The following is a 26,433-nucleotide window of genomic DNA, read 5'->3' as shown; positions in this document are numbered from 1 at the left end:
CGAATAATGAGCGAAGACAAAGCACAAGATGACGTTGAACCCCTTAAATGGGAAAAGCGCGGGGGTGTCGCCATCCTGACCCTTAATCGACCGAAGGCGATGAATTCATTCTCACTGGAGTCCATGCTGGAAAATCGCGAACGTCTGGCGGAATTTGAAGCCGATGACGATCTTCGTGTGCTGATCTATGCGGCCGAAGGAAAACATTTTTCAGCCGGTATCGACATAAAAAAAGCGCCGGATTATCTACATTGGAATGCTGAAACGCGGGACAAGTACTTTGCGACCCCACATTCCTGGGGATGTAAAAAACCCTCCATCGCCGCCATTAATGGCTACGCTCTTGGTGGTGGCCTTGAACTGGCCCTGGGCTGTGATATCAGAATTTGCGCCGACAACGCCATGTTGGGACTTCCGGAATCAAAGCTTGGCGCTTTACCGGGCGGCGGCGGCACCCAAACCCTGCCGCGCCTCATTGGCATGAGTAACGCCTTGTTGATGATGTTCACGGGTGAGCCTGTTGATGCCCAGGAAGCATTGCGCCTGGGTCTTGTCCAGAAGGTGGTCCCCGCTGACGATCTTTTGGATGAAACTGTTAAAATTGCCCAGGCTATCAGTGAGAATGGTCAGACAGCTGTGCGCCTTATCAAGGAAGTCGCCGAAATGGGGCTCGAACTGCCTTATCAGGAAGCTTTGTGGCTTGAACAGGTAAGTTTCCAACGTGCAACATCGATGGCAAAAGACGAAATAGACGAACGGATAAAAAAATTCCAGGACCGAAGCAAAAAGAAGAAGTCCTGACGGATCAGAATTAATTTGAAAGCATTAAAATTATGGACTTAGGACTGCAAGGCAAGATCGCCATCGTAACCGGCGGAGCGTCGAACATTGGCAAGGCGATTACCGTCGGCCTGTTTGAAGAAGGCGCCAACGTCATTATTGCGGATGTGGATGTACCACAGGGAGAGCGTGTCGCAGCCGACCTGAACGCTGGTGGCCGCGAGGGCGCGTTCTTTGTTGAAACCGACGCCGGCAAACGCGAATCAATCGAGGCCCTTACCAAGTGGGTTCTGGACAAGTTCGGCCAGATCGACATCCTGGTCAATAATGCCGGTTGGACTGCCAACGCCCTGTTCATGGACAAGCCCTATTCCGATTTTGAACGCGAGATCGAACTCAATCTTTGGGGGCCGATCCATTGCATCCGGGCCATGGCGCCGTCGATGATTGAAAGAAGATACGGCAAGATCATTACCATCGGATCCGATGCCGGACGGGTCGGTGAATACAACGAGGCCGTTTACGGGGCCTGCAAGGGTGGCGTTATTACCCTGACCAAGGCGCTGGCCCGCGAATTCGGCAAGCACAACATTAATCTTAATGTGGTGTGTCCGGGCCTGACGCTGCCAAGCGATCCAGGCGACGCAGGGACCAACAGCCTTTGGCATAAAGACAGCCCGCAGAGCAAAATTTTCAGTGGCGAGGAAACCATGAAAAAGGTCGTTCGCCATTATCCTTTGCGCCGTCATGGCACACCTGAGGACCTTGTCCCGACGGTATTGCTGATGGCATCGGATCAGTCATCCTACATGACGGGCCAGACAATTAGTGTCAGCGGTGGCTATGCCATGTAAGAATGGGGGACTGTCCCGTTTTATGTCGCAGACAAAAGCGCTAACCAGATAGGCCTGAAAAACGTGAAAGATAATACAGCAACATATCTGGAAAAGGGCTATTGGGCGGACCGTCATCTGACCTGGTATTTCGAGCGAGCCGTTAAATCCAGTCCTGATAAAATAGCCGTTACGGATGATCGATTCGGTGACGTCACTTATGCTGATCTGGCCGCCCAGGTCGGGCGCCTGGCCGCCGCCCTGCAGGCCAACGGTATCAATCGCGGCGACAGGTTTATCGTCTCTATGCCGAACTGGTATCAGGTTACGGCCTTTGCCCTGGCGCTTGATTACATCGGTGCCATTGCCGTCCATATGCCTTTTGTCGGCGGCGCCCATGAGTACGCCGGCGTCATTAGAACCGCCCAGGCAAAGGGACTGGCCGTGACAGGCCAGTTTCGCAGCGTCAATTATGTCTCGGTGATAAACAGCATCGCTGACAAGTGTGACAGCCTGGAGCTGCGCATATCGGTTGGCCATGACAAGGATGAGGAAGGCTGGTTAACCTTCGATGCCCTGTTGGCGAATGCGCCCGCCGATCAACCCGAACCCGTCGAGTTGCTGTCGCCGTCTGAACTTTCCCTGTTGTTGTTTACGTCTGGATCGACAGGTGATCCGAAAGGTGTCATGCACAGCACCAACAGCTTCACGACCTTAAATACGGTCGTCACCCACCGCTATAAATTGACCTCAGACGATATTATTTACATGGCGGCGCCGCTGGGCTTCTCTGGCGGTTATGGTCATGGGCTCAGGCTCGCCATTTTCCTGGGCGCACATTTAATTCTGCAGGATCAATGGGATACGGAACGCGCCCTGGAAACCATGGCGCGCGAAAAGGCAACCTTCTCAATGGCGACACCGACCCTTATCCGCGATTTGCTGAATTGCCAGAAGTTCCAATCGTATGGCAGCTCCATTGCCCTGAAAGTCGTCCTGTGCGGCGGCGCATCGGTACCTTCGGACCTGCTTCGTGAGGCGAGAGAAAAACTTCCGCAAACCCTGACTACTGTAATCTGGGGAATGACAGAGGGCGTTGGAACGACCTGCCGCCCGGACATGCCTGACGAAGACATAACAGGATCGGACGGCGTTCCCTTTTGGGGTACGGAACTTAAAATTATTTCTGAAGATGACGCAGAAGTCCCGGTCGGGGATGAAGGCGATATCATTATGCGGGGGCCGTCCATGTTCATGGGATATTTCAAACGCCCGGAATTAAATGACGAGTTGTTCATGCCCGGCGGCTGGTTCCGAACCGGCGACATGGGAAGGTTAGATGCCAAAGGGCTGCTTCACATCACCGGTCGGCGCAAGGAACTTATTATCCGGGGCGGGGCCAATATCTCGCCGGCGGAAATCGAGGAAGCCCTGTATCGCGATCCAAGAATCAAACAACTGGCCATTGTTGGAATTTCCGACGATCGCCTGGGTGAAAAGGTTTGCGCCTGTCTCATCGCAGGCGAAAATGACGATCAGTTGGGCCTGGCCGATATTGTCGACATCGCCGAACGTCAGGGACTGGCAAAGTACAAATGGCCAGAAAAACTGGAGTATGTCGACGCCTTGCCGATGACATCATCGGGCAAATTGAAACGCATCGCCTTGCGCGAAAACATCGAGCAAAAAAACATCAACGCAACGCCGGGAATAACAGCATGAACGCGGGGAGGGACATATGGATTTCTCGCTGACACCGGATCAGGAAGCAATTATCGATTCGGTGCGCAAAACCTGTGCCAATTTCGATGACGACTATTGGCTGGAGCGCGACCGCACAGGCAAATTCCCCTATGATTTTTACTCTGCCATGGCCGAAGGCGGCTGGCTTGGCATTGCCATGCCTGAAGAATTCGGCGGTGCCGGGCTGGGTGTCACCGACGCCGCATTGATGATGCACACGGTTGCCAATTCGTCTGGCGCCATGGCGGCGGCCTCGGCCATTCACATCAACATTTTTGGGCCCCATCCGATTGTTGTCTTTGGCAACGAAGAACAAAAACAGCGCTGGCTGCCCGACCTGATTGAAGGCCAAATCAAATCCTGCTTTGGCGTTACCGAACCCGACGCCGGCCTGAACACCACATCCATCAAAACCCGGGCCGAACGCAGTGGCAGCGGTTATGTGGTCAATGGTAAAAAAATATGGACGTCGACGGCCATGGAAGCAGACAAGATCATGCTGCTGACCCGGACCACGCCGAAGGATGAATGCAAAAAGCCGTCAGATGGCATGACCTTATTCTTTACAGACCTGAACCGCGATTATTGTGACGTCAGGCCGATACCGAAAATGGGGCGGGCGGCGGTTGATTCCTGCGAAACGTTTATCGATGGCTTGCCGGTTCCCGAAGAAGACCGCATCGGTGAGGAAGGAAAGGGTTTCCATTACCTGCTTCACAGCCTCAACCCCGAACGGGTCCTGATCGCCTGTGAAGCCATAGGAATTGGCCAGAATGCGCTGGCCCGAGCGAGCCAATATGCCAAGGACCGTGTCGTCTTTGATCGCCCGATAGGACAAAACCAGTCTATTCAGCACCCTTTGGCTGAAAGCTGGATGGAACTGGAAGCCGCCTTCCTGATGGCCATGAAAGCGGCTTATCTGTACGACACCGACCAACCCTGCGGGCTGGAGGCCAATTCCGCCAAGTACCTGGCAGGCGAAGCCGGATTCCAGGCATGTACCCGGGCTGTCATGACTCACGGCGGCATGGGATATGCGAAAGAATTTCATGTTGAACGGCTGATGCGGGAAGTTCTGATCAACCGACTGGCGCCGATCAGTCCGCAGTTAATCCTTTGTAATATTGCCGAAAAGGCCCTCGGCTTGCCGAAGTCGTACTAAGGCCTTGTGAAGGCTTCTACAGGAACTTCAATTTACTCTCTGTGAGTGGTGCAGCCGGATTTTCGTGCTGGTATCCACCATTCCTCGCCGCGGGCCGTGGTGATGTATTCCGGCCATGGGAAATCAAGCGGCGGTTCGTAGTCACAAAGGGGAGGTATCCATTTATCGCCGCCAATGCCGCCCCCGGTCCGCTTGTTGAATTCTTCCCTTGCAGCAATGATCAAACCCGGCTCGGTCAGGAAATCGATTAACGTCATGGCGATAGTCTTGGCGGCGGTCAGGATCATGGGGTCAATACAGGCCGGAATTCCACCGAGCGCGTTCATCGCCCAATCGGGATAACGGTAACCGGGGGGCGCTTTCATCATAGGCCGGCCAATATAGAGCCTGGCCGTCGGCGCCTGCCAGCACATGTCGGTATAATCATCAGAAGTAGAGTGCGTTTGCCATTCCGGTAAATCGCGGCGCAATAATTTTTCGGCTTCCTGCGGTTTTATCAAATTTTCACAAGCTTCTAGATATGGCATGTCCATAGATTCCAGGCCAAGATTTTTCTGGATTTCCTGCGCCGCCTGAATGGCGTTTGGGCCGAATTTAGGGGCGCCGATTTCGGCCAGATTGTTATATGTGACATCGGCCAGAACATGGTTGGCCAATCCGGGACGGGATTTACTGACCCAATTGCGCTCGATGGTGCAATGAGAGGCAGCGGCGGCTGCCTCGGCATTGTTGTCGAGGACCTGAATAATCGAGTCCAGCATCTCCAGGCTCGGCGCCCGGGCGGTATAGAGTATCTGGGCCATTTGGGCCGGTAAGTTGTCACCTGTCGCCTGACCTGATGCGAGGATGGCCTCGTTTATCGACCAGCCGCCAGTATGGGCGAGCATCGATTCCTTGTTCATCTTGGTCAGGGTATACATGGCGACGACAGCGTCGTTTGCGCCAGGCGCCCGAGCCGTGGTGTGAGCGACGGGTATGGGAGTGTCGTTGGCCGAGGTCAACCAGGTTTCCGGCTCTTCGCACAGGAAAGTATAGATAATTTCATAACAAGGGCCGCAATGGGTGTCCCAGCGCGTGGTGTTCGAAAGCGGCAACATATAACAGGGATGAAAGCTGACAATGGCGTCGACGCCGTCATAGTAGCCGTGGGCCGCGTGGATGGGTTTGGAGCCGCGCACTTTTTCAGCAGGCTCACCCATAAATTTTAGAGTGCCGCCGAGGCCCAGTTCCTGCATCGCCGCCTTGGCTGCAAGTATGCCGCCTAATCCACCCATGCCGAGGGCCGAATGAGGATCCGTATGTCCGCCTGCGTGGGGGCTAAGCCCTTTGCGGGGGGCCCGATGAGTTGTTGCCTTTTGGCAATTTCCGGGTAGGCCGTCGTATTCGGCGTAGGCCATCACTGTCGGGCCGTCGCCGTTGGTCCAGGTGGCGGCAAAAGCTGTCGGCATGCCGCCGCTCGCTTCTTCCACTTCGAAACCTTCGGTCCGCAAACGCTGCACGTACCAGGCGGCCGATTTGTATTCGCGCCATGCCGTTTCGCCGTAATGCCAGATAGTCTGGTTCCAGTCCGATAAGTCGCCAGAGCGATCATCGACCCACTGGATGGCTGTTTGCTTTGCTGGCCTTTTCATAACCGACCCTTCTTTGATTTACAGATGACATTTCACCTGATGTGTTGAGCCCGAAAGTCCTCTCGTAGCTGATCGCGGAATTCAGGGGCGGCGATTTCGATCAGGGCTTCGGCGCGATCCCGAACCGACAAATGGCGAATTCTTCGGGCCCCGTATTCTGTGACAACATAATCCACGTCCGTGCGCAGCGCCGTCGCCGCGTTACCAGGGGGCAAGGCTGCGACAATACGGGAAAATCGGCCGCCCCCTGCGGTCGCATTCAAGGCGACAATGGACCGTCCGCCCCGTGACAGCGCGGCGCCGCGCATCATATCAACCGCGCCACCGGGACCGCTGATTTGCCGAGCTGAAATCATTTCCGCATTGATCTGGCCGAAAAGGTCAATTTCCAGGGCTGAATTGATGGAAACGAAATTGTCGATCTGGCGGATCACACCTGGGTCGTGGGTATAGCTGACCGGGCGGAAGGAAATTTCAGGTGTGCTGCCCGCCCAGTCGATCAGTTCATCATCGCCAAGCGCCACGCCGGTAACGTGTGTGCCCGTATCAATGGATTTTTTGTGTCCCGTCATATTGCCGTTTTTGACCAGGTTCATGACACCACCGGCGATCAGGCCTGAATGCAAACCCAAATCGTTATTATCGTGAAGGGCCGAAAGGACCGCTTCGGGGATTGATCCAATACCGATTTGAATACAAGACCCGTCTTCGACCAGGTCAGCCACATGCCCGCCGATAACGCGCGCCGTGTCATCCAGTTGGGCAGGCGGAAAAGTGGGAACGGGCCGTTCGCATGCGACCGCATAGTGAAGCCCGGATACGGGAAATCTCTGGGTATCGGCAGGCGACGGTTGGCGTTCATTGATCTCACCGATCACCATTCCCGCTTTTTGGATCACCGTGGGCGAAAAGTCGGCGCTAATCCCCAGGCTAAAAGTATCTCCATCCCCAAGGGGCGGCAGTTGCAGGATTGCGGTATCAATATCCACATCTTGCGCAAGATAATCGAAGATGGCGCGGTAGTTCATTGGCACAAAATCGATCCGCCCGTTAGCCACTCCTTCCCGATTTTCCGGTGTTGCGAAGAACGCCGTCGCCTGAGCATCATCATGAAGTTCCGTAAAATTGCCGCCATTCATGCCGGGAACGCAAACCGAGACGAAGCGGACTCCGGCGCAGGCTTCACCGTGGCGCGATAGAGCGGCGATAATTTCTCTTGGCTCCGCGGTCGCACCGGCGATGAAGACTGTCATGCCCGGTTTCAGCAGAGCGGCGACTTGGTCAGCATCAATCCATCGGGTCATGGCGGCTCAGGCGCTAATCGGCGGTCGACGGTCAGACCAGGGTTGTGCCTGTTCCAATTGGGCTGCAAGGCGAATCAACAGGGCCTCGTCGCCGGTGCGACCGGTCAATTGAATACCGACGGGAAGGCCGTCATCTGTCCAGTGCAGCGGTAGGGAAATTGCCGGTTGCCCGGTGGCGTTGGCGATCAGGGTGAAGCCGGTGAAATCGCCCAGGTGAGCTAGATGCTGATCGCGGGTTTCCGGCGAGTAATCGAAGTAACCGATCGGCACCGGCGGTTGCGCCAGAGTCGGTGTCAGCCAGACATCGTGATCGTTAAAGAATTCACCGAAATCGCGGCTCACCCGTTGTAAATCCTGCAAAGCAAGAAGGTAATCTCCACCGCTCTGGCGTTTGCCGTTCTGGTACATTTTCCAGGTCACCTGTTCAAAATCATCTTCTGTCGGGGTGCGGGCGGTGCGGCGAGCAGAATCATCAATGACCCAGCGCAGATAGCCCGTCATTAAAGCCCCAAACGACTTGAACAACATACCACCATCAACACTCGGCGACGCGTCATCCACGTCGTGCCCCAACTGCTCGCATAGGCGGGCTGCGGCCTTCGCCCCGGTGATACAGTCCGCATGAGCCGGTGCGCCGGTCAGTGGCATTGTTCCAAAACCTATGCGCAGCCGTCCCGGTTCCCGCCCGACTTCCTGAGCGTAGGGACGTTCCGGGGTGGGGGGGATGTAGGGATCGCCGGGCATGGGGCCCGATGTGGCATCCAGAATGGCGGCGCTGTCCCTGAGCGAACGGCTGACAACGTGTTCGTGAATGATGCCACTGGCAATGTCGCCATAGGACGGCGCTAAGGAGTTCCTGCCTCGTGTCGGTTTCAGGCCGACCAGACCGCAGCAGGACGCCGGAATTCTGATCGATCCACCGCCATCATTGGCGTGCGCTACAGAGACCATGCCCGATGCCACGGCGGCCGCCGAGCCGCCGCTTGACCCGCCCGTGCCGCGGTTTGTATCCCATGGATTTCGTGTCGGACCGAAGTGTTCGGGTTCGGTCGTCGGCATAAGTCCGAATTCCGACGAATTAGTTTTGGCAAGAATGATAAAGCCCGCCTTTTTGAAACGGCGCACAAGTTCACTATCCTCAGTCGGGATATTATGATTTGCCAGAAAGGCGGAGCCATCGGATAGTGGCACACCTGCAAGTTCGGCGACCAAATCCTTAAGCAGGAACGGAACGCCCGCAAATGGCGCATCCTCTGGGACCGTCCTGGCAGCGGCCCGGGCTTGCTCGAACAGGGGGAAAATAACCGCATTCAATTGTGGATTAAGGCGCTCGATCCGGCTGATTGCCCCATCTACCAGTTCGCCCGCTGTAACCTCCCGGCGGCGCACCAGATCGGATTGCGCCGTGGCGTCAAGAAAAGCAAGTTCATCCATTAATTCAGGCTCCGGGAAAAAAGTTTGATCAGAAGAAAGTGTACGATTAAATGAGGAAAAACGGGAAATAATTTGCCCAATTTCTGGCCTTTTCTGGCGGCGATGGCAAATTGAACAAAAGTGATAAAAATTCCCTTTCGTGTGATGAAAATGTTACGCTATGCCAGTTTTTTATCGGTTTACGGACTTTGTCTCCCCATTATTTACTAATTCTGGAAACTGTTCGTAATAATCCATTGGGGGGACGTGCCTTAAAAAAGCCTAAAAAAAGGCTCAGGTTACGAGTAGCTAACAACGATTTAAAAATGTCATCATTGTCAATATGGGGACAATAAATGTTCCTTTGTTGTTGAAAAAATGAGCCTCAGGCTCAAAAAAACAGGGAGATACTTTCATGAAAAAGGACGACAGGAATCAACCAACATATAACAGCTTGTCTGCGGCAGACCGGGATATCATTTCGACCGGGTTGCGCCGTGGCGTCACTCGCCGCCAGGTCACAAATTGGCTTGTGGCAGGGGGTGTTTCACTTACCGCTGCGGGATCAATTATAACATCAGCCTCGAATGCTTTGGCGGCGACGCCCAAAAAAGGCGGTGTTTATCGGGTCGGGCTGGGTTCCGCCAACACCGGCGATAATATGGACACCGGCACCAACAGTGACGTCTTTATGATCAATATGGCTCAGGGTACCGTTCGTAACTGCGTCGTTGAAGTGGATGCCAACGGTCAGGCCATTCCAGAACTGGCCTCAAGCCTTGAACCTTCATCGGACGCCAAGACCTGGGTGGTCAAGGTGCGCAAGGGCGTTACATTCCACAGCGGCAAAACCCTGGACGCAGACGACATCATGGCGTCAATCGCCCATCACCGGGGTGAAGAAGCAAAGTCAGCGGCTAAATCAGTTGCCGAATCCATGGGCAATATTAAGAAGGACGGCCCAGACACACTGATATTTGAACTGGAAAGTGGCAATGCCGACTTCCCCTTCCTGCTCAGCGACTACCACATTACGATCGGCGCAGCTAAAGACGGAAAAGTCGATTGGCTTGCCGGCGACGGTACCGGCCCTTACAGCATCAAGGAATTTGAGCCCGGTGTGCGTGCTCACCTGATGCGTAACAAGAGTTACTTTAAGCCCGATGAAGGTAATTTTGACGAGGTCAGGATGACCGCGATTAACGACGCGGCCTCACGCATGAATGCGATGGCGACGGGACAGGTTGATGCCATCGCCCGTTGTGATCTGAAAACGGCTCCCCTGCTCGGCAAGAAACCCGGCGTAAATGTTATGCAGGCAGCAGGCACCAAGCACTACACGTATCCCATGGATGTACGCTCAGCTCCGTTCGATAACAACGATGTGCGTATGGCCCTGAAACTTGGTATTGACCGTGAAACGTTTGTCAAAACCGTGTTGCGCGGCTATGGCTCTCTGGGTAACGATCATCCGATCAGCACCTCGCAGAACTACCATGCCGGAAATCTTCCGCAACGCAAATATGACCCCGAAAAAGCCAAGTGGCACTTGAAGCAAGCCGGCATGAGTGGCCTGGATGTGGAAATGTCTGCGTCTGACGCAGCCTTCGCAGGAGCCGTTGATGCGACCCAACTTTACGCCGAGTCCCTGAAAGCGGCCGGCATCAATCTGACCGTTAAGCGTGCGTCGCCGGACGGATACTGGTCCAACACCTGGATGAAAGTTCCGTGGAGCTCCAGTTATTGGAGTGGTCGCCCGACCGCTGACTGGATGTTCACCATTGGCTATGCCGCCGGTGGCAACTGGACCGAAACCTTCTGGGACAATGCCAAGTTCGAGAAATTGCTGGTTGCCGGCCGAGCCGAGTTAAACGAGGCCAAACGCAGCGAAATCTATCAGGAAATGCAAAGCATTTGTCGCGACGAGGGTGGCGCCGTCATTCCGTGCTTCGCCAATAATGTCGATGCAGCGTCTGATAAGTTAGGCATGCCTAGCAAGCTGGCCGGAAATTACGAGTTGGATGGAGGACGCAGCGCAGCGCGTTGGTGGTTTAAGTAAAACCAGTCCGAATTTGAACTTGTTGTAATTAAAAGATAGGGTGGTCAGGTCAAAAAAACCTGATCACCCTTTTTTGTAATATTTGGCGTGTCGGTCCATTCAATATGAACAATTTTCTATTGGCCATGGTTCTTAAACGCCTCGCAGCGGGCGTCTTCATCCTGTTCGGGGTTTCCGTCCTGATCACGCTTGGAATTGAAGGATTGTCCGGAGACGTTTGCCAGGCCGTTCTTGGTCAGGCGGCTGAACCGGCAACGGTCCAGGCTTGTCGTACGGAACTTGGTCTTGATCGCCCCATGCACCTTCGTTATGTGGAATGGCTTTTCAACATCGTGCAGGGTGATTTCGGCTTTTCACTGGCCAGCAGGCGCGATGTTTTGGAACAACTGATCCCACGACTTGGCAATACCCTCTACCTAGCGGGCACGACGGCTATATTTGCCGTTCCTATCGGGATTCTGCTGGGCGTTATTGCCGCCCTGTACCGCAACAGCTTTATCGACCACCTGATTTCCACAAGTACTCTGACGACCATTTCGTCGCCTGAATTTTTTGTCGGCTACATTCTAATGGCGGTTTTTGCCGTCAATTTGGGCTGGTTCCCGGCGATTTCAAATATCGACAATTCCATGGGATTCTGGGCTCGGCTTGAGGCGTCTGCATTGCCTGTCATCACGCTCATGCTGGTGACTGTCGCGCATATGATGCGTATGACAAGGGCTTCAATTGTTAGCCTGATGGCCAGTCCGTACATTGAAATGGCCAAACTCAAGGGGTTGAAGCCCAGTCGGATTATCGTCAAGCACGCCCTGCCAAACGCTTGGTCACCGATTATTCAGGTGGTGGTGCTGAACCTCGCCTACATGATCGTCGGTGTCGTTGTGATCGAAGTGGTTTTTGTCTATCCCGGCTTGGGGGCGCTCATCGTCGATGCTGTGTTAAACCGGGATTTACCCGTTATCCAGGGGACGGCGATGGTATTTGCCACCGTATATGTTCTTTTATTTTTGCTGGCCGATGTTTTGTCGATGTTGGCCAACCCGCGCATGCGGCACAGGCGGTAATCCGGCATGTTTATCATCAACATTTGGAATGCCCTTAACGCAAGCGCCCGCGTTGGCCTGTTTATCGTTTTGTTCTTCTCGTTTTGTGCAATTTTCGCCCCGTGGCTGGCGCCGTACGGTGAAAGTGAGCTTGTCGGCGATGTCTGGGAACCGATTGGAGGAACGTTCATTCTCGGCACCGATCAGATTGGCCGCGATATCCTGACCCGCCTGATTTACGGTGCGCGCAACACAATGACGCTGGCGATGGTTTCGACAACGGTTTCCTTTACGACGGGCGCTTTGTTCGGTTTTATCGCCGCCACGATGGGCGGTGCCGTTGATCAGGTTTTAAGCCGCATCGTCGATATTATTATTTCAATTCCCACCCTGATTGCCTCCTTGATCGTCCTGTCAGCTGTTGGAACAGCCACCCCTACACTGGTGTTGGTCATTGGCATTATTTATTCCATGCCTGTATTCCGAATTGCGCGAGCCGTGGCCATGGATATTGAAGTCATGGACTATGTCGAAGCGGCTAGGCTTCGTGGCGAAGGTATGTGGTGGATCATGAGCAAGGAAATTTTGCCCAATTCGATGACACCACTTGCTGCTGAATTCGGTGTACGCTTCTGCTTTGTCTTCCTGCTAATCGCCAGTTTGAGTTTCCTTGGCCTCGGCCTGCAACCACCCCTGGCGGACTGGGGCGCAATGGTGCGCGGCAACGCCGACGGCATAGCCTGGGGATATTACCATCCGCTGATGCCGGCCGCCTGTATAGCGGCCCTGACGGTTGGTATCAACTTTCTGGTCGATCGCTGGGTGCATAAGGCAAGCGGTCTGCGCGACGATCAATAGAGGTTATTTTCCATGGCTGAAAAACTGCTCGAAATTAAGGACCTGGTGATCGAAGCGGACGTCGATGACAAATGGACACCTATTGTTCACGGCCTGTCGATGTCCCTGGAGCGTGGTGAAATTATCGGCTTTATTGGCGAATCCGGGGCCGGCAAATCAACCTTCGGCCTGACCGCGCTAGGATACACCAAACCCGGCTGCCGTGTCGTATCAGGGTCGATCAAGCTTGATGGGGATGAATTGGTAGGGGCATCCGAAGCAGATCTGCGCAATATTCGCGGCAACAAGGTGACCTATGTTGCCCAAAGTGCGGCTGCCTCGTTTAACCCTGCCCACACCTTGTTCGAACAGTTCGCCGAATCACTGGTACAGCACGGAAAATCCAATTTGACCGAAGCGCGTGAGCGCTGTATCGATCTGTTCCGTCAACTCGATTTACCTGATCCGGAAACCATTCTTGATCGTTACCCACACCAGGTATCGGGCGGGCAATTGCAGCGTGCCATGACGGCTATGGCCCTGGGTTCAGATCCGGATCTGGTTATTTTTGATGAACCGACAACGGCACTGGATGTGACTACACAAATCGAGGTTCTGGGTGCCATCAAGGAGGCCGTAAAGGCACGCAATGTCGCTGCCATTTACATCACCCATGACCTGGCGGTTGTCGCGCAAATGGCGGACCAGATCATGGTCTTGCGCTACGGAAATATTGTCGAATTTGGAAATGCCCGGGAAATGTTGGCCAACCCAAAAGAAGAATACACAAGGAAGCTACTCAATGTTCGAGCCGTCCGCGATGCGTTACCCGACTACGATGATCAGGATCTCCAACTTCACATTGACAATATCACGGCGACGTATCCGGGGTTGATGTTCAATATCCTGGAAGACATAAACATAACGATAAAAAAAGGTAAAACGGTGGCTGTCGTCGGTGAATCCGGCAGCGGAAAGAGTACCCTGGCGCGTGTTATTACCGGCTTGCTGCCGCCGTCTCAGGGTTCTGTGAAATTCCATGGTCGCGCCTTGACGCCTGATCTAAAATCCCGTCCCAAGAAGGATCTGAAATCAGTTCAGATGATTTATCAGATGGCCGATGTGGCCATGAACCCACGTCATAAAATCAAGGATATTATTGGTCGTCCGCTGGAGTTCTATCTTGGAATGAAAGGCAAGCAGCGTGACGAAAAGGTTCTCGAATTAATACGTCATATTGAACTTCCAGAAGATTATGCCGAGCGCTACCCGGCGCAACTTTCGGGCGGTGAAAAGCAACGTGTTTGTATCGCCCGGGCGTTGGCCGCTGAACCGGAAATTATTATTTGCGATGAAGTTACCTCGGCACTCGACCAACTGGTCGCAGAAGAAATTCTGGATTTATTGCTCAACCTTCAACAGGAACTAGGTGTTTCATACCTGTTCATTACACACGATCTGGCGACGGTGAAGTCGATTGCCGATGAAATCGTGGTGATGTATCAGGGTTCCGTCGTCGAACAAGGTCCTAAGGCTGATATTCTCTCGCCGCCCCATGCCTCCTACACAGAACTTTTGCTTTCCTCGGTACCGGAAATGGATCCCGACTGGCTGGATGATCTGAGGCAGTCCCGAAAAGCCGCAGCATCTGAAACTCAATGAACGCTACTCAGGAAAAACCTCGATGATATTTCAGTGGAAAACAATTGGATCGAGTAAAACATGAAAACAAACCGCTTTAAAATGACCGTTCAATTTGGCGATTGCGATCCCGGCGAAATTGTTTATTACCCTAATTTTTTCCGCTGGTTTGACAATGGAACGTCAGAACTTTTTGCTTCTGTAGGATTGGATTGGTCCCATATGTTTGACGATTGCGGTATACTCGGCATTCCAATACTCGACGCTCATTCAAAATTTGTGCATCCGTCCAGGTTCCGTGATGTCATCACTGTTGAAAGCGGTATCGAAAGATGGGGAAATACCTCGTTCAAAGTCAGCCACAAAATTTACAATGGAGATGTTGAAGCCGTTTTGGGCCATGAAGTCCGAGCCTGGGTGGTTCCAGACGATAATCATCCAAGTGGTTTCCGTGCCCAAACCGTCCCCGATAACATTCGCGCCCATTTTAGCTGATGTAACAATACGGCACGTCATCTAAAATGGCATTGTCACTTTAACTGGCTGGCGTCTGAGTGCTGCACCAAAGTAGCATATTGGGATGCAGAACATTTCCTTCAAGCGTCACCGTTTCCCACCCACTGCCATCCGTCATGCCATTTGCCTATATGCTCGATTCACTTTGAGTTATCGAGATATTGAGGATTTACCTGCTGAACGTGGGCTGGATATTTCATGCAAAACGGTTCGGCGGTGGTTTCAGAAATTTCTCAATATTCAATCCGCCACATACAACACCTTCTACGTCCAACGCCATCTTCTCAATAGAACCACTTTCAAGCAATTTCGGGCAGAGGCTATAGATGTATGGAAAAGCGCGAGTGCCGCTACATGAAAATTGGTGGTGGTGATTCTCTGTGATCGCAGCCAGTTAATGTGACAATGCCTGATAATTAGGGCTGCTTTTGACCCGAAGCGGACATTGTGACGTCGATAGGAAAACAGTGGTTGGCAAGCCGCCGACAGCAAAATGAAAAGGATCATAACATAGATCAATTGTTGGCGGTTTGGTCTCTGCTAATTTTACCGGTTATTGACTACAAAAATCAATTAAACAAGCAATGAGCTTGGCATAGGCAGGGGCGGATATCCAAAAAATTCACCTATTCGTTATCAGGCGTTGTGACGTAAATGGAAATTTCGACATTACAGAAGTATTAGGTCACTAAATTTAAACAAGGGATGGAGCGGATGAAACATGTTGATTCCGATTCGGGGCCACGATACGACATTTCCCAAATATGGCTTTTTTGGAAGGAGAAATGGCTGGCCTTTGTGTGGATATTAGTAATAATTCTCGTACCCTTTTTCATTTTATATAATCTCTAATATAAAAAAATTCAGGTAAACTGATCCTCGTCCTGATTATTAAAATTGGAATATAAAATCAGTCATTCATAGATAATGGCAGTTTTCCGGTGCTATGCAGGCATTGAATAATTGTTAGAGAGCGTGGTGGAAATTGCGTTGTCCGATTCAGACGCTACAACAAGCAAAGACCGGCATCCAATTCCTCAAGAAGCAAATTTGGATTAGCAACTTTTATCCGTTTGCCGGAAAAATGGGCGAGGCCTTCAGACTCAATATCACGGACAACACGCGATAATGACTCAGCCTTTATTCCCAGCATTGAAGCTATGTCCCGGCGCGTTAATGGCAGTTCCAAAGAAAGACTCCCGTCTTCGATGATTGAGCCGTAGTTCTTTCTCATTAACATTAGCAAGTGAATGAAGCGAACCCGGGCTGGCAGGGTGACGGTTTCAAAAAATCGCTCATCAGCTGCGCCAAGCGCTTGCGCGGTACGTTGAAGGAATCCGGCACCCAGTTCCGGGTTGCTGATGAATAAGCGATTCGTGATCGTTTTCGGCAGGAAACATATCCTTGCCCGCTGAATGACATCCGCCCCCGCCCGGTGTTTCTCTCCGGCCAGCAAAGGGCGATAGCCAAGGGTGTCTCCAGGATTGGCCAGTCGGATGAGAACCTGCCCCCCCTCTATATCGATTTTCCTGACCCCGACCAGCCCATCTTCAACGAGATAGAGGCCTTTGCAGTCATCCCTCTCGTAGAAAATGGTTTCGCCCGCGTCATAGATTCTGCAAATAACATTCTCATTGAAGATTTCAATTTCTTCCCGCGTCAGGACCGACCATTCCGTGCCTTGAGCCATTCTACCGGTTAGGCAGGCTGCTTTGCCTATAATGTTGATGGTTTTCATTAACTAGCTTTCCTGCTCACCTTGCCGAGAAGGGTATGCCTATGGCGCGCCCTAACAACCATTTCTTTCTGCCACTTGCATTGACATAGATCACGCTCCCTAACCGGCCCCCGAAGGGACCGGATACCTAGTTTAAGCTAATGTGAGAACGGAACGGCTATTTAAGCGGCAAGGTTTGAAGATAGGCCAAAATGTCGGCCATGGTCTGAAGACCCAAAGCGCCAAGTGCCGGCATTTGCGAGTCCGGTTGACCGTGCCTTATTTTATTGATGGTTTCCCACGGATTCCCGTTGGAAAGGGTGCCTAAATATTCGGGTTTGTCTGGAGTCTTAAAGTTCATTTCTCTGCCATCGTCGCCATGGCAGCGGTTGCAACTGGTGTCGTAAAAGACCTTGCCTATTGCAACGTTACCCTTGGCTTTTTTACTAGCACGGTCGATATATACATCAAGACTGTATTGCCCTTTGGCGACGAAAAGGGCGACTTTATTGAGAGCAGCGTCGGGTATCATAGCCGCTGTGTACCCATGTTTCGGACCGCGGAGCATTTTCGCCACTTCCGCCGGGGCTTTGCCAGCCGAGGCGCGGATGCCTTTAATTCCCGTTTTGTAGGAACCGCTGGCATAGGCGCCGTCCTTGCCCATGAAGTCCCATCCGTGACAAGACTTGCAGCGCCATGTGGTGCCGCCTTTTTTCTTGGTGTTGGAAGCTGGCCACAAGGCGTGTGTTGCGCCCGGCTTATCAGCCTCCAGAACGGAGATCCAGTTATCGTACAACATACCACCGTCAAGGATGTCCGTAAGATTGGAGGTGTTGATCGTCAATTCATCTGATTTTGCAATTGGCATCGTCACGATTCCAAAAGCCATAATAATTAATCCCGAAATCAGCAATCGAACTGTGAGCATGATTTTTTCCTCTGTCAGATATTAAAAGGTGCCAAAAATAGGGGGTTTTCCCCTCTTATAATTGTGACAGAAGCCTATGGACCTTTATGAACCGTTTCGTTGATCTATGTCATACAGTAGAAATTAAAGCCAAATTGAAAGTGACAGGTTTTCAATTTGCTAGTAGGTCATCTGGAAAGCTTCACGAACTTCCGGTTAGGATCCTGTAACCGCCCCCCTCCAACAGTACTTCCCACAGAGATAAGACAAATCCGCGAGCTGGGGACCGGAAATCCGGATATGGGTTCTGGAATGGGAAATATCCAGCACGGCCCCTTCGTCTGGCGACAAAGCCAGAGCCTCACGGCCGACTATCCAGAATATCAGGGGCTCGATGCGTAGTAATGATCTATTAGCCCCATTGATGGTCTCTTCTCCGCTGGCCGGTAGGGCCATTAAGGAAAACGTTCCATGCGGAAAAACGGATCATGACGATTTAGTTTCCAAGCCTAACAATCGAGTGTGTATTGACGTTCCCAGGCAGTCAAATAACTGCAGTAACTTAACCATTCGTCCATCTTCAGTTTGACATAACTGTCAATGACATCGGCGCCAAATGCGTCCTTCAGGACTTTGCTCTTTTCCGTCAGGCGTAGCGCATCCAGCAGGTTCAGAGGCAGTTTTTGGGCATCCTTCACCTTATAACCTTCGGCATACATATTGTGATCGCTGCGTTTGCCGTGATCGCGCTTGTTGGCAATACCGTCAAGCCCCGCCGCAAGGATAAAGGCCTGCGCCAAATAGGGGTTGGTGGCCCCGTCCATCAGGCGCAACTCGAAGCGCCCGGCCTCAGGCACCCGGATCATGTGAGTTCGGTTATTGCCGGTCCACGTTACGGTGTTCGGTGCCCAAGTCGCGCCCGACATGGTGCGTGGCGCATTGATACGCTTGTAGCTGTTGACCGTCGGATTGAAGACCGCACACAAGGCCGTGGCACTGTGAAGGATGCCACCGAGAAAATTATAGGACACCTTTGACAGGCCGTTTTCATCCTTGTTGTCCAGAAACAGGTTTTTCTTGCCCGCTTTGTCCCAAACCGAAACGTGAGAGTGACAGCCGTTGCCGGTCAGGTTGGTGAACGGTTTGGGCATGAAAGTCGCACGAAAACCATGATTTTCGGCAATTGTCCGTGTCATGTATTTGAAGAAGGTGTGCTTGTCGGCTGTCTTCAGGGCATCGTCATAGTCCCAGTTCATTTCGAACTGACCGTTGCCGTCTTCATGATCGTTTTGATAAGGATTCCAGCCGAGTTTCAACATGCAGTCGCAAATTTCGGAAACCACGTCATAACGCCGCATTAAGGCGCTTTGGTCGTAACAGGGTTTTTCCTGAGTATCCAAACCATCGGAAATGGCGGAACCGTCCGGGTTGGTCAGGAAATACTCGCACTCGACGCCAGCCTTCATGCGATAGCCCTTCTTGCTGGCTTTCGCTAATTGATTTTTCAGCATGACGCGGGGTGAGGCCGCAACCGGCTTACCGTCCATCCACAGGTCACTGGCCAACCAGGCAACCTCGGGTTTCCAGGGAAGTTGGATCAGGCTGTCAGGATCAGGAATGGCAAACATGTCCGGATGCGCCGGGGTCATGTCGAGCCAGGCTGCAAAGCCGGCGAAGCCAGCACCATCCTTTTGCATGCCGGCGATAGCACGGGCCGGCACCAGTTTGGCCCGAAGCACCCCGAAAAGATCGACAAAACTTATCAGGAAATATTTGATCTTCCGTTTTTTTGCAATTTCGGCCAGATTTTTAGCCATTATAACCTCCCCTAAACTGAATTATTTGACGTCGTTTTTTATACACTTTGTCGTTCTTACTGGACACCGGATTCTCCCGTTACCGAACAGATCCAAAGTCCTATTCGCTCACCGCTTTTGGCCGGGCACCGGCAAGCGGAATGCCTGTGGATTTTGATGTCTGCAAGGTGATGGATCGCAAATCTTCCGGCTCCAGGTTGTGAACGTCGGTCTTCCCGGTACAGCGCGCCATAATAGCGGCCTCTCCGGAAAGCGCTTTCAGGAACAGGGTGGCGGCCTCTGTCCTGTCTTCTGGTGTGTAATTGGAATGGAAGACGATGCTGCCATCTTCCAGATTGCCCCCCATGGCGAAAGCCATGGCGAGGCCAACAATCATCACGTTGGCTCCCAGGCTGATCAATTTTGCACCATCCGTGCCGGTGCGAATGCCGCCAAAAAAGGCGATTTTGATATCTTCCTCCCGGTTCATTCGGCGCAGGGTGGCAAGTGTGTCGCGAATGACCTTTAAATCAGGCCCGCCAGCCAGTTCAGGCCATTGCGAGGTGATGGGGCCATTGCCAAGAAGCATCAGCAGATCAAATTCGTTTTCAAGTGCGTACTCAATGGCCGTTTCCAGATCGGCTAGGCCCACCGCTAACCCTTGAGGAACGCCGGTCGCCTTGCGCACGCGCGTCACTTTGCCCGCGTCAGGGCAATGGATTTGAACGGCGGCGCGATCATCGGCTTTGTCGCCTTCGGCGATCAACTGTAGCCAGGGGACGTCATCGGCCAACGCAACCTGCCCCACATAGGCTGACCCCCCTTGTCGCAATCCTTCAGCAAGGGCCGCCTTGACCTCATCAGGGGCGTCATCAAAGCCGCTGACAATGAACGGGGAATCGATGTTCAGGGTTTCGCATAAAAGTGTCGAGACGTTGCAGGGGTCGCGGTACGGATCAATCACAAGCCGTGACAGGTTTGCTGGCAGAAACACCAAATCATCAAATGAAGCTGGCACATCCTTACCAAAAGGATCGTCTCTCAGTGCAAGCCTTTTTTCAAGGATCGCCCGTTGCGTGACCGCATCATCGGGTTCGGTGCGGGCCATGACGAAAATATCTTCGCGGGATTTAACCGTGTAATCGGATGACCCGGTTTCGGCATCACAGCGATAACATCGAGCGGCTTCTTTAAGGGCCTCCTCGTCGGTGTAAGTGGACATAATTTCCGGAAATGCCGCCGGTTTGTCGCCAAGGCCGTGAAAAGGTTGTTCAATTCGTGGGAAGACTTCCCAATTGGGATCCTGCGAAACCGCCACCCGCCGTGTCTTGAACGGTGTGTGGTAGGGCATCGGATCAGAAATACCATCCAGAAACGCGCGTATGTAATAGGCCGCCCGGTGGCCATGCTGCATGGCCATGACAATGGTCGAACCACCAAAAGCGCCATCACCGGCGGCGAATACCCGAGGATCATCGGTGGTCATGGTCTGCCAATCGGTATTTATACGGTCCTTGTTCATCAGGCCTAATCGGTCCAGCTCCACGCTTTCTGCAGATTGGCCGATGGCAAGGACAACAAGACCGCAAGCAAAATCGCTTTCACTTCCGGCGATGTTTTCAGGACGTCTGCGACCATCTTCATCGGGCGCGCCAAGACTGGTTTCGACACAGCTCAGGGCGAAACCGTCTTCAGCTTCAACGACACCAACCGGTTGCCGGTTGTAGATAATTTCGACACCTTCCCTGATGGCGTCTTCAAGTTCTTCCTTGCGGGCGGGAATTTCATCCGGCCCACGCCGGTAAAGAACCTTGACGGTCTTACCACCGTTCAGGCGCTTGGCGGCGCGGCAGGCATCCATGGCAACGTCCCCACCGCCGATCACTAATACAGTATCCGGCAGTTCAGGTCGCTCACCACTATTGATGCGACGTAAGAATTCCACGCCATCAATAACCCGCTCGTTTTCGGCACCCGGTATGTCCATGGACTTGCCCCACCAGGCACCAATCGTCAGCAACACGGCATCGTGTTTGTCTTTTAATTCGTCCAGCGTCACGCCGCCTTCACCCAGCCCGGTTTTCAAATGAACTTCGATCCCCGGACAGCGCTTGAGCATGCGCTCCAGATCCTCCTCTACGGTGCCGGGCGGCAGCCGGAAGGCGGGTATACCCCAGACCATCATGCCGCCCAAACGGTCGGTCATTTCATAAATATGAACCGCGAACCCTGCCTCGGCCAAATCCTGAGCCGCCGTTAATCCTGCCGGACCGCCTCCGACGATGGCGATACTCTCACTGCGAGAGACCTTGAGCGGTGGCAAATGGTGATCGCGGCCCAGTTTTTCCATAACGTATCGCTTCAGGTTTCGGATGGCGATCGGCCCGTCGCTGTCGGCACGACGGCATGCCGGTTCACAAGGTGCGTCGCAGACACGCCCGCAGATAGAACTGAAAGGATTTGTCGCTGTGATGGCTTCAAAAGCCTGTTCTATTTTGCCGTCCCAGATATGGGCGATGTAGGACGGCGCATCGGTGCCGACCGGACAGGCTACCTGGCAGGGCGCGGGTACAAAATGAGGGTCACCGGTATCGTCTTCGGAACCAGCTGGCGCGCATGGCGGATTAATGCGATCAAGGTTGTATACGTTATCCATCTAGAGCGCATCCTTACGCATGTTTTTGTCGTTTTGGCGATATTCAGGGGCGTAAGGAAGGCGGGTGATTTCAGCCGCTTCCGGTGTTAGGGCAACCAGATCATCACGGCCTAACTGGTGAATCTCCTTGTAGCCATGGGCATCAGCGATAGCCGCTATTTGCCAGCGCACTGATTCCAGGAACTTGTGAATGTGCTCAGCCTCAGCATCGGTATCGTAGCGTTTTTCGTGTTCCGGGTCCTGTGTGGCAATACCAACCACACATTGACCGACATGACATTGCAGGCAGGCAATACAGCCGCCCGCGATTATGGCCGCCGTTCCAACCGCAACAGCATGAGCACCCAAAGCAATCGCCTTGGCCGCATCGACGCCATCTTTGACGCCACCCATAAGGACTATCGGCATATCCTCGCGACCACCGACCTCGTCCAGTGAATCCATGGTTTCCTGAATGGCTGAAAGAGTAGGAATGCCAACGTATTCCAGGACTTCATTTCCGGCAGCACCGGTTGAGCCCTGCAAGCCGTCCAGTTCGACAAAATCAAAACCGTCCTTCCAGGCGATCTTAATGTCGTCGCGAACGCGACCGGCTCCCAACTTGACTGACACCGGTACCCGGTAGCCAGTCGCCTCGCGGAATTCCTCAATTTTAATGACCAGATCGTCGGCCCCCAGAACATCAGGATGACGCGATGGCGAACGCAAATCAATGCCTTCGGGGATGCCGCGAATAGTTGCTATTTCTTTGGTCACCTTCTTGGCCATTAATTGGCCGCCCAAGCCAGGCTTGGCCCCTTGAGAGATATAAATCTCAAGGCCGTCAGCGCGCTGCATGTCGTGAATATTCCAACCCAGTCTTCCCGACAGGCACTGGTAGATCAGTTGATCGGCAACCTCGCGTTGTTTGTCAATCATGCCGCCTTCGCCGGTATTTTCCGATATGCCGGATTTTTTCGAGGCTATGGCGAGGGCAAGTTTTGTCGATTTTGACAGCGCGCCGTAGCTCATCGGGGCGATCATCACCGGCATGCTTAGCGAAATAGGTTTGCCGCCATTTCGACCACCGACTTCGGTCGCCAAATTAACCTTTCTAACGACATCGGCGTCGGCCTTGATGGTCGAAAGATCTCTTTTAAAAGCGATGTCGGAAAGGTGCGGCAACGCCCGCGTCGTCCCGTAACCACGAATACGGTAGCGGCCAATGACAGATTTTACGTGAATGTCTTCCTGTACTTTTTCATTCCAGTAATCGGATTTTCCTGAAGCAACAAAAAACGGAACATTACGAACCCGTGGTTCGGTCCTGTCGTAGCGCAGTTTCTCACCCGCATTAACGACCTTCTGAAAACCGCCTTTAAAAGGTATTTGGTAGTGCTCCAGAAATTCCCGGATCGAGTCTTCTTCTTCACCCGGTAAATCGATCTGTTGGGCGTCAGTGCCAAGGGAATCAATCTTGCCGCCGACGTAAATGTCACCACCGGTCATGTCCTGGCCCAGTTTTTCACCGGAATTTCCCAGGATGATTATGCGCCCGCCGTACATCATGTATCCGGCCATGAAATTTGCATTGCCGGCGGCCAGTAAGGTGCCTTCTTTCATCACTTGACCGGCACGTGAGCCGATATTGCCGTGAACGACGACTTCACCGCCGCGCATGGCAACGGCGGCGATGGCACTGGCGTTTCCACGCACGATGGCACAACCACCCAGCATGTTATCGGCCAGTCCCCAGCCGACATTATTATCAATTTCAACGCGGCAACCATCCGTCAACCCGGCGCAAAAATAACCCGCCGATCCACGTATCTTGACTTTGATGTTATGGACAAGCCCAACCCCGATGTGATGGCGGGCATCCGGGTTGATGACTTCTACATCTTCACCCTGGGTTCCAAAATTTCGTATTTGTTCGTTGGCTTGGCGGACAGAAGTCGCCGCTAAATCGATCGTTGCCATGTACCGTATGTCCCCGGCGGTGGTTCCGACGTGCTTAATGCTTCGCCCGGAAACAATTTATTAAGTGAGACTTCTTCCGAAGCGATTGCAATCAACTCATTGCTCTCAAACATGACCATTGGCTTGGCCGCCAGATGGTCCTTGGCGAAACCGATTTCCCCTTTGGTTGAAACCAGAAAAGAAAACGTGCCGTCCATGTCGTCAATCGATGTCTTCAGCGCATCGGCCAGTTTGTACCCTTGGGATAGTTTGTCGGCCAGATAAACAGCGATCAGTTCGCTGTCATTGTCCGTGTTGAATTCAAAACGTCGTTTTTCGAGCCGCCGACGCATTTTCCAGTAATTGGTGATCTGACCATTGTGAACAATGGCAACATCGGCGAACCCTGTGGCCCAGAACGGGTGCGAGGCTTCCGGGGCGACGTCGGATTCAGTTGCCAGACGGACATGGCCAATGCCGTGACTGCCCTGAAAGTTTTCAACTGAATAAACATCATCGACATCATGGGCGCCGCCAATGTCCTTGATGATATCCAGGCTTTCGCCAATCGAGACAACCTTGGCAACGTGTTCCAGGGCGTAGGACAGCTTTTGCAGATTACCCTTGAAATGGACTTCGAAGCGACCGGTCGAGCCGATGCGCTCCTCTTCAACCACTTCTGCCTGAAATTCGCCCAGCTTGGCGCGGATACGCTCCAGCGTTTTTTCACCCTCAGGGCCATCTTCAACGAAGAAGCGCAGCCGCAACAAATCTTCCTTGTGTCCATGATAAAGAGCAAAACCGGTGGAATCAGGGCCGCGATGCTGGCAACCATCCAGCATTGAAATCAGGGCCTTGCCGACCTGTGATTTGCCCAGGTCGTTTTTATACATAATGCCAGCAATACCGCACATCTTTCAGCCCTCAATTTTGGTGGTCTTCGGTTTAGCGAAGAACCATCAGGAAATCAATGCTAAGAAAATAATGTTCTTGGGAGGAAAATTCCACCTTATTCACAAAAATAATGGATAAGAGGCTCAGTCGGTGCTTTCGCCACTTGGATAGCTGATGATGGACAGGAACTTAATTGGTAATTTTGTAAGGTTTTCCGGGCCGTGTGGGGCATCGGCATCGAAAAAAAGTGAATCACCGGGTGTCATTGAATAAATCTGATCACCGTGCCGGTAATCAAGCGCACCCTCCAGAAGATGGACAAATTCGACCCCGGCGTGTTGAAAAATCGGAAAGACGTCGGATTCCTTGCTCAACGTAATCAGATACGGCTCGACGTTGAGCGTGCCGCCGACAGTGTGGCCAAGCAGGCGATAATGATGCCCCGCACGAGTGCCGCGACGTTCAATCTCGATTCCTTCCCCGGCCTTGACGAAACTGGCATCACGTTCTTCCTCGAATTGTCGGAACAAGGAGGTAACCGGAACGTTCAGGGCCTTGGCAAGATTTTGCAACGTCGACAAGGACGGTGATGTTTGCCCGTGTTCAATTTTAGACAACATCCCGGGCGATAAGTTGGCCAAGCGGGAAACTTCGACAACCGTCATACCCAGGTTTTTGCGAAAGGCCCGGGCCTGTCGGCCGATGGCAACTTCCAGATTGTTTTCAAGTGAGGCCCCGTATCCGTGAGGATTTTGCTGCATGAACTTCCTGCCCTTCCCCGTGTTATACGTTGCAAGGAATTCTTGAGTGTATTTGAAACACGCACAAAGGCAACACGTTACAGCGCCCTGTTCATTCCCGTTTAGCGATGATTACCGGGCCCGTGTTCTTTTGCTAAAGACGTTGAGGTCTATCACATTAAGTGATTTTTGATTTCTGTCTCTCTTCGGAAACAGTATTTTCAAGAAATTACCACAAGGTTGTTACACTGACGCCGAATACGGATAGGCGAAACTTGTTCTCCATTTGACTGCTAAATTGCCTAAATATTCAGAAAGACCATTTTAGGGCAGTCCACCAGAATGTCCGCAATGGGTCCCAAGCCGACATCAATACCTACGCCAAACATGGGCGTGTAATAATCGGCAAACAGCAAAATCTCACCTATATTAACTTTGGATCCATCAAGAAAAAGCCAATGAAGAGGTAATGCAACCAATGTTCCACATGCTCTCGTGTTTTAATCTCAAACTCGGCGAAGATATGGACGCATTCCGTAGCGCATATGTTGATTTCGTCGATTACATGAAAAGCATTGATTTGGTTGAAGACAGTGGTGCCATCGGCCGCCGCCAGCCGGACACGCCAATGGATACTGATAACGAGCGCCAGCACGAGTATTTTGTGATCATGTCCTTTAGAAACCAAACTCAAGTTGACGCCGCATACGCATATATCAAGAAGCATGTCGAGCCAGGCGAATCATCGCACAATGACGTATACAAGAAAGTGCAAGATCCTATCTTCATCTGTTGGCAGGATTTGCTTTGAATGACAAAACGA

General features: G+C 52.6%; 20 protein-coding genes. 10 read left to right on the top strand and 10 right to left on the bottom strand.

Translation table 11 applies throughout. The annotated features are described in order from the left end of the window. Positions 1 to 6 precede the first annotated feature (6 nt). The 4 genes from HOL66_01015 to HOL66_01000 all read left to right on the top strand — a co-directional run bounded on the left by HOL66_01015 (position 7) and on the right by HOL66_01000 (position 4,518). A complete protein-coding gene (locus tag HOL66_01015) occupies positions 7 to 801 on the top strand; it encodes an enoyl-CoA hydratase/isomerase family protein (protein MBT5242805.1) in 795 nt (264 codons plus the stop codon). Positions 802 to 833: 32 nt separating this feature from the next. Next, on the top strand, positions 834 to 1,634 hold the full coding sequence (locus HOL66_01010; GenBank protein ID MBT5242804.1) for an SDR family oxidoreductase: 801 nt from the start codon (positions 834 to 836) through the stop codon (positions 1,632 to 1,634). 63 nt (positions 1,635 to 1,697) lie between these two features. Beyond that, the gene (locus HOL66_01005) at positions 1,698 to 3,335 is read left to right on the top strand and encodes an AMP-binding protein (GenBank protein ID MBT5242803.1); all 1,638 of its coding nucleotides are present in this window, start codon (positions 1,698 to 1,700) and stop codon (positions 3,333 to 3,335) included. 16 nt (positions 3,336 to 3,351) lie between these two features. Beyond that, complete coding sequence (locus HOL66_01000; protein MBT5242802.1) at positions 3,352 to 4,518, top strand: acyl-CoA/acyl-ACP dehydrogenase; 1,167 nt, start codon at positions 3,352 to 3,354, stop codon at positions 4,516 to 4,518. A gap of 32 nt (positions 4,519 to 4,550) precedes the next feature. On the opposite strand, the gene HOL66_00995 is transcribed toward HOL66_01000, so the two are convergent. From HOL66_00995 to HOL66_00985, 3 genes are read right to left on the bottom strand one after another with little or no spacing between them, the layout of a single operon-like run. Next, on the bottom strand, positions 4,551 to 6,149 hold the full coding sequence (locus HOL66_00995) for an amidohydrolase (protein MBT5242801.1): 1,599 nt from the start codon (positions 6,147 to 6,149) through the stop codon (positions 4,551 to 4,553). Positions 6,150 to 6,181: 32 nt separating this feature from the next. Then, on the bottom strand, positions 6,182 to 7,453 hold the full coding sequence (locus HOL66_00990) for an acetyl-CoA hydrolase/transferase family protein (GenBank protein ID MBT5242800.1): 1,272 nt from the start codon (positions 7,451 to 7,453) through the stop codon (positions 6,182 to 6,184). A 6-nt stretch (positions 7,454 to 7,459) separates the two neighbouring features. Beyond that, complete coding sequence (locus HOL66_00985; GenBank protein ID MBT5242799.1) at positions 7,460 to 8,887, bottom strand: amidase; 1,428 nt, start codon at positions 8,885 to 8,887, stop codon at positions 7,460 to 7,462. Positions 8,888 to 9,281: 394 nt separating this feature from the next. Here HOL66_00985 and HOL66_00980 point away from each other — a divergent pair, with 394 nt between their 5' ends. The 5 genes from HOL66_00980 to HOL66_00960 all read left to right on the top strand — a co-directional run bounded on the left by HOL66_00980 (position 9,282) and on the right by HOL66_00960 (position 14,941). After that, complete coding sequence (locus HOL66_00980; GenBank protein MBT5242798.1) at positions 9,282 to 10,925, top strand: ABC transporter substrate-binding protein; 1,644 nt, start codon at positions 9,282 to 9,284, stop codon at positions 10,923 to 10,925. Between the two features lie 104 nt (positions 10,926 to 11,029). Next, entirely contained in the window at positions 11,030 to 11,989 is a 960-nt protein-coding gene (locus tag HOL66_00975; protein ID MBT5242797.1) for an ABC transporter permease, read from the top strand. A gap of 6 nt (positions 11,990 to 11,995) precedes the next feature. Beyond that, positions 11,996 to 12,826, top strand: a complete 831-nt coding sequence (locus tag HOL66_00970; GenBank protein MBT5242796.1) for an ABC transporter permease — start codon at positions 11,996 to 11,998, stop codon at positions 12,824 to 12,826. A gap of 12 nt (positions 12,827 to 12,838) precedes the next feature. Next, entirely contained in the window at positions 12,839 to 14,467 is a 1,629-nt protein-coding gene (locus HOL66_00965) for an ABC transporter ATP-binding protein (GenBank protein ID MBT5242795.1), read from the top strand. 60 nt (positions 14,468 to 14,527) lie between these two features. Next, positions 14,528 to 14,941: an acyl-CoA thioesterase gene (locus tag HOL66_00960; GenBank protein ID MBT5242794.1), complete on the top strand. Its 414-nt coding sequence runs from the start codon at positions 14,528 to 14,530 to the stop codon at positions 14,939 to 14,941. Between the two features lie 1,027 nt (positions 14,942 to 15,968). Here the strand turns inward: HOL66_00960 and HOL66_00955 are convergent. From HOL66_00955 to HOL66_00925, 7 genes are all read right to left on the bottom strand, one after another. After that, entirely contained in the window at positions 15,969 to 16,700 is a 732-nt protein-coding gene (locus HOL66_00955; GenBank protein MBT5242793.1) for a Crp/Fnr family transcriptional regulator, read from the bottom strand. A 157-nt stretch (positions 16,701 to 16,857) separates the two neighbouring features. Continuing rightward, positions 16,858 to 17,607, bottom strand: a complete 750-nt coding sequence (locus HOL66_00950; protein MBT5242792.1) for a cytochrome c — start codon at positions 17,605 to 17,607, stop codon at positions 16,858 to 16,860. A 488-nt stretch (positions 17,608 to 18,095) separates the two neighbouring features. After that, entirely contained in the window at positions 18,096 to 19,403 is a 1,308-nt protein-coding gene (gene glnT / locus HOL66_00945; GenBank protein MBT5242791.1) for a type III glutamate--ammonia ligase, read from the bottom strand. A gap of 100 nt (positions 19,404 to 19,503) precedes the next feature. Then, positions 19,504 to 22,038, bottom strand: a complete 2,535-nt coding sequence (locus tag HOL66_00940; GenBank protein MBT5242790.1) for an FAD-dependent oxidoreductase — start codon at positions 22,036 to 22,038, stop codon at positions 19,504 to 19,506. Next, the gene (locus HOL66_00935) at positions 22,039 to 23,997 is read right to left on the bottom strand and encodes a glutamate synthase (GenBank protein ID MBT5242789.1); all 1,959 of its coding nucleotides are present in this window, start codon (positions 23,995 to 23,997) and stop codon (positions 22,039 to 22,041) included. Further along, the gene (locus tag HOL66_00930) at positions 23,979 to 24,890 is read right to left on the bottom strand and encodes an amidophosphoribosyltransferase (GenBank protein ID MBT5242788.1); all 912 of its coding nucleotides are present in this window, start codon (positions 24,888 to 24,890) and stop codon (positions 23,979 to 23,981) included. The genes HOL66_00935 and HOL66_00930 overlap by 19 nt, the downstream gene beginning before the upstream one ends. 123 nt (positions 24,891 to 25,013) lie before the next feature. Then, positions 25,014 to 25,631: a helix-turn-helix domain-containing protein gene (locus tag HOL66_00925; GenBank protein ID MBT5242787.1), complete on the bottom strand. Its 618-nt coding sequence runs from the start codon at positions 25,629 to 25,631 to the stop codon at positions 25,014 to 25,016. Positions 25,632 to 26,088: 457 nt separating this feature from the next. Here HOL66_00925 and HOL66_00920 point away from each other — a divergent pair, with 457 nt between their 5' ends. Further along, a complete protein-coding gene (locus HOL66_00920) occupies positions 26,089 to 26,421 on the top strand; it encodes a hypothetical protein (GenBank protein MBT5242786.1) in 333 nt (110 codons plus the stop codon). Positions 26,422 to 26,433: the final 12 nt, after the last annotated feature.

It is taken from the genome of Rhodospirillaceae bacterium, from assembly GCA_018662005.1.
Lineage (GTDB): Bacteria > Pseudomonadota > Alphaproteobacteria > Rhodospirillales > JABHCV01 > JACNJU01.
The sequence above is the reverse complement of the archived record's forward strand: the minus strand, read 5'-3'. Positions and strand labels throughout refer to the sequence as shown.

Excerpts from the sequence above, each read along its gene's own strand:
- HOL66_01015 (MBT5242805.1), top strand. The coding sequence starts at position 7 with ATGAGCGAAGACAAAGCACAAGATGACGTTGAACCCCTTAAATGGGAA.
- HOL66_01010 (MBT5242804.1), top strand. The coding sequence starts at position 834 with ATGGACTTAGGACTGCAAGGCAAGATCGCCATCGTAACCGGCGGAGCG.
- HOL66_01000 (MBT5242802.1), top strand. The coding sequence starts at position 3,352 with ATGGATTTCTCGCTGACACCGGATCAGGAAGCAATTATCGATTCGGTG.
- HOL66_00995 (MBT5242801.1), bottom strand. The coding sequence starts at position 6,149 with ATGAAAAGGCCAGCAAAGCAAACAGCCATCCAGTGGGTCGATGATCGC.
- HOL66_00990 (MBT5242800.1), bottom strand. The coding sequence starts at position 7,453 with ATGACCCGATGGATTGATGCTGACCAAGTCGCCGCTCTGCTGAAACCG.
- HOL66_00985 (MBT5242799.1), bottom strand. The coding sequence starts at position 8,887 with ATGGATGAACTTGCTTTTCTTGACGCCACGGCGCAATCCGATCTGGTG.
- HOL66_00980 (MBT5242798.1), top strand. The coding sequence starts at position 9,282 with ATGAAAAAGGACGACAGGAATCAACCAACATATAACAGCTTGTCTGCG.
- HOL66_00975 (MBT5242797.1), top strand. The coding sequence starts at position 11,030 with ATGAACAATTTTCTATTGGCCATGGTTCTTAAACGCCTCGCAGCGGGC.
- HOL66_00970 (MBT5242796.1), top strand. The coding sequence starts at position 11,996 with ATGTTTATCATCAACATTTGGAATGCCCTTAACGCAAGCGCCCGCGTT.
- HOL66_00965 (MBT5242795.1), top strand. The coding sequence starts at position 12,839 with ATGGCTGAAAAACTGCTCGAAATTAAGGACCTGGTGATCGAAGCGGAC.
- HOL66_00960 (MBT5242794.1), top strand. The coding sequence starts at position 14,528 with ATGAAAACAAACCGCTTTAAAATGACCGTTCAATTTGGCGATTGCGAT.
- HOL66_00955 (MBT5242793.1), bottom strand. The coding sequence starts at position 16,700 with ATGAAAACCATCAACATTATAGGCAAAGCAGCCTGCCTAACCGGTAGA.
- HOL66_00950 (MBT5242792.1), bottom strand. The coding sequence starts at position 17,607 with ATGCTCACAGTTCGATTGCTGATTTCGGGATTAATTATTATGGCTTTT.
- glnT (MBT5242791.1), bottom strand. The coding sequence starts at position 19,403 with ATGGCTAAAAATCTGGCCGAAATTGCAAAAAAACGGAAGATCAAATAT.
- HOL66_00940 (MBT5242790.1), bottom strand. The coding sequence starts at position 22,038 with ATGGATAACGTATACAACCTTGATCGCATTAATCCGCCATGCGCGCCA.
- HOL66_00935 (MBT5242789.1), bottom strand. The coding sequence starts at position 23,997 with ATGGCAACGATCGATTTAGCGGCGACTTCTGTCCGCCAAGCCAACGAA.
- HOL66_00930 (MBT5242788.1), bottom strand. The coding sequence starts at position 24,890 with ATGTGCGGTATTGCTGGCATTATGTATAAAAACGACCTGGGCAAATCA.
- HOL66_00925 (MBT5242787.1), bottom strand. The coding sequence starts at position 25,631 with ATGCAGCAAAATCCTCACGGATACGGGGCCTCACTTGAAAACAATCTG.
- HOL66_00920 (MBT5242786.1), top strand. The coding sequence starts at position 26,089 with ATGTTCCACATGCTCTCGTGTTTTAATCTCAAACTCGGCGAAGATATG.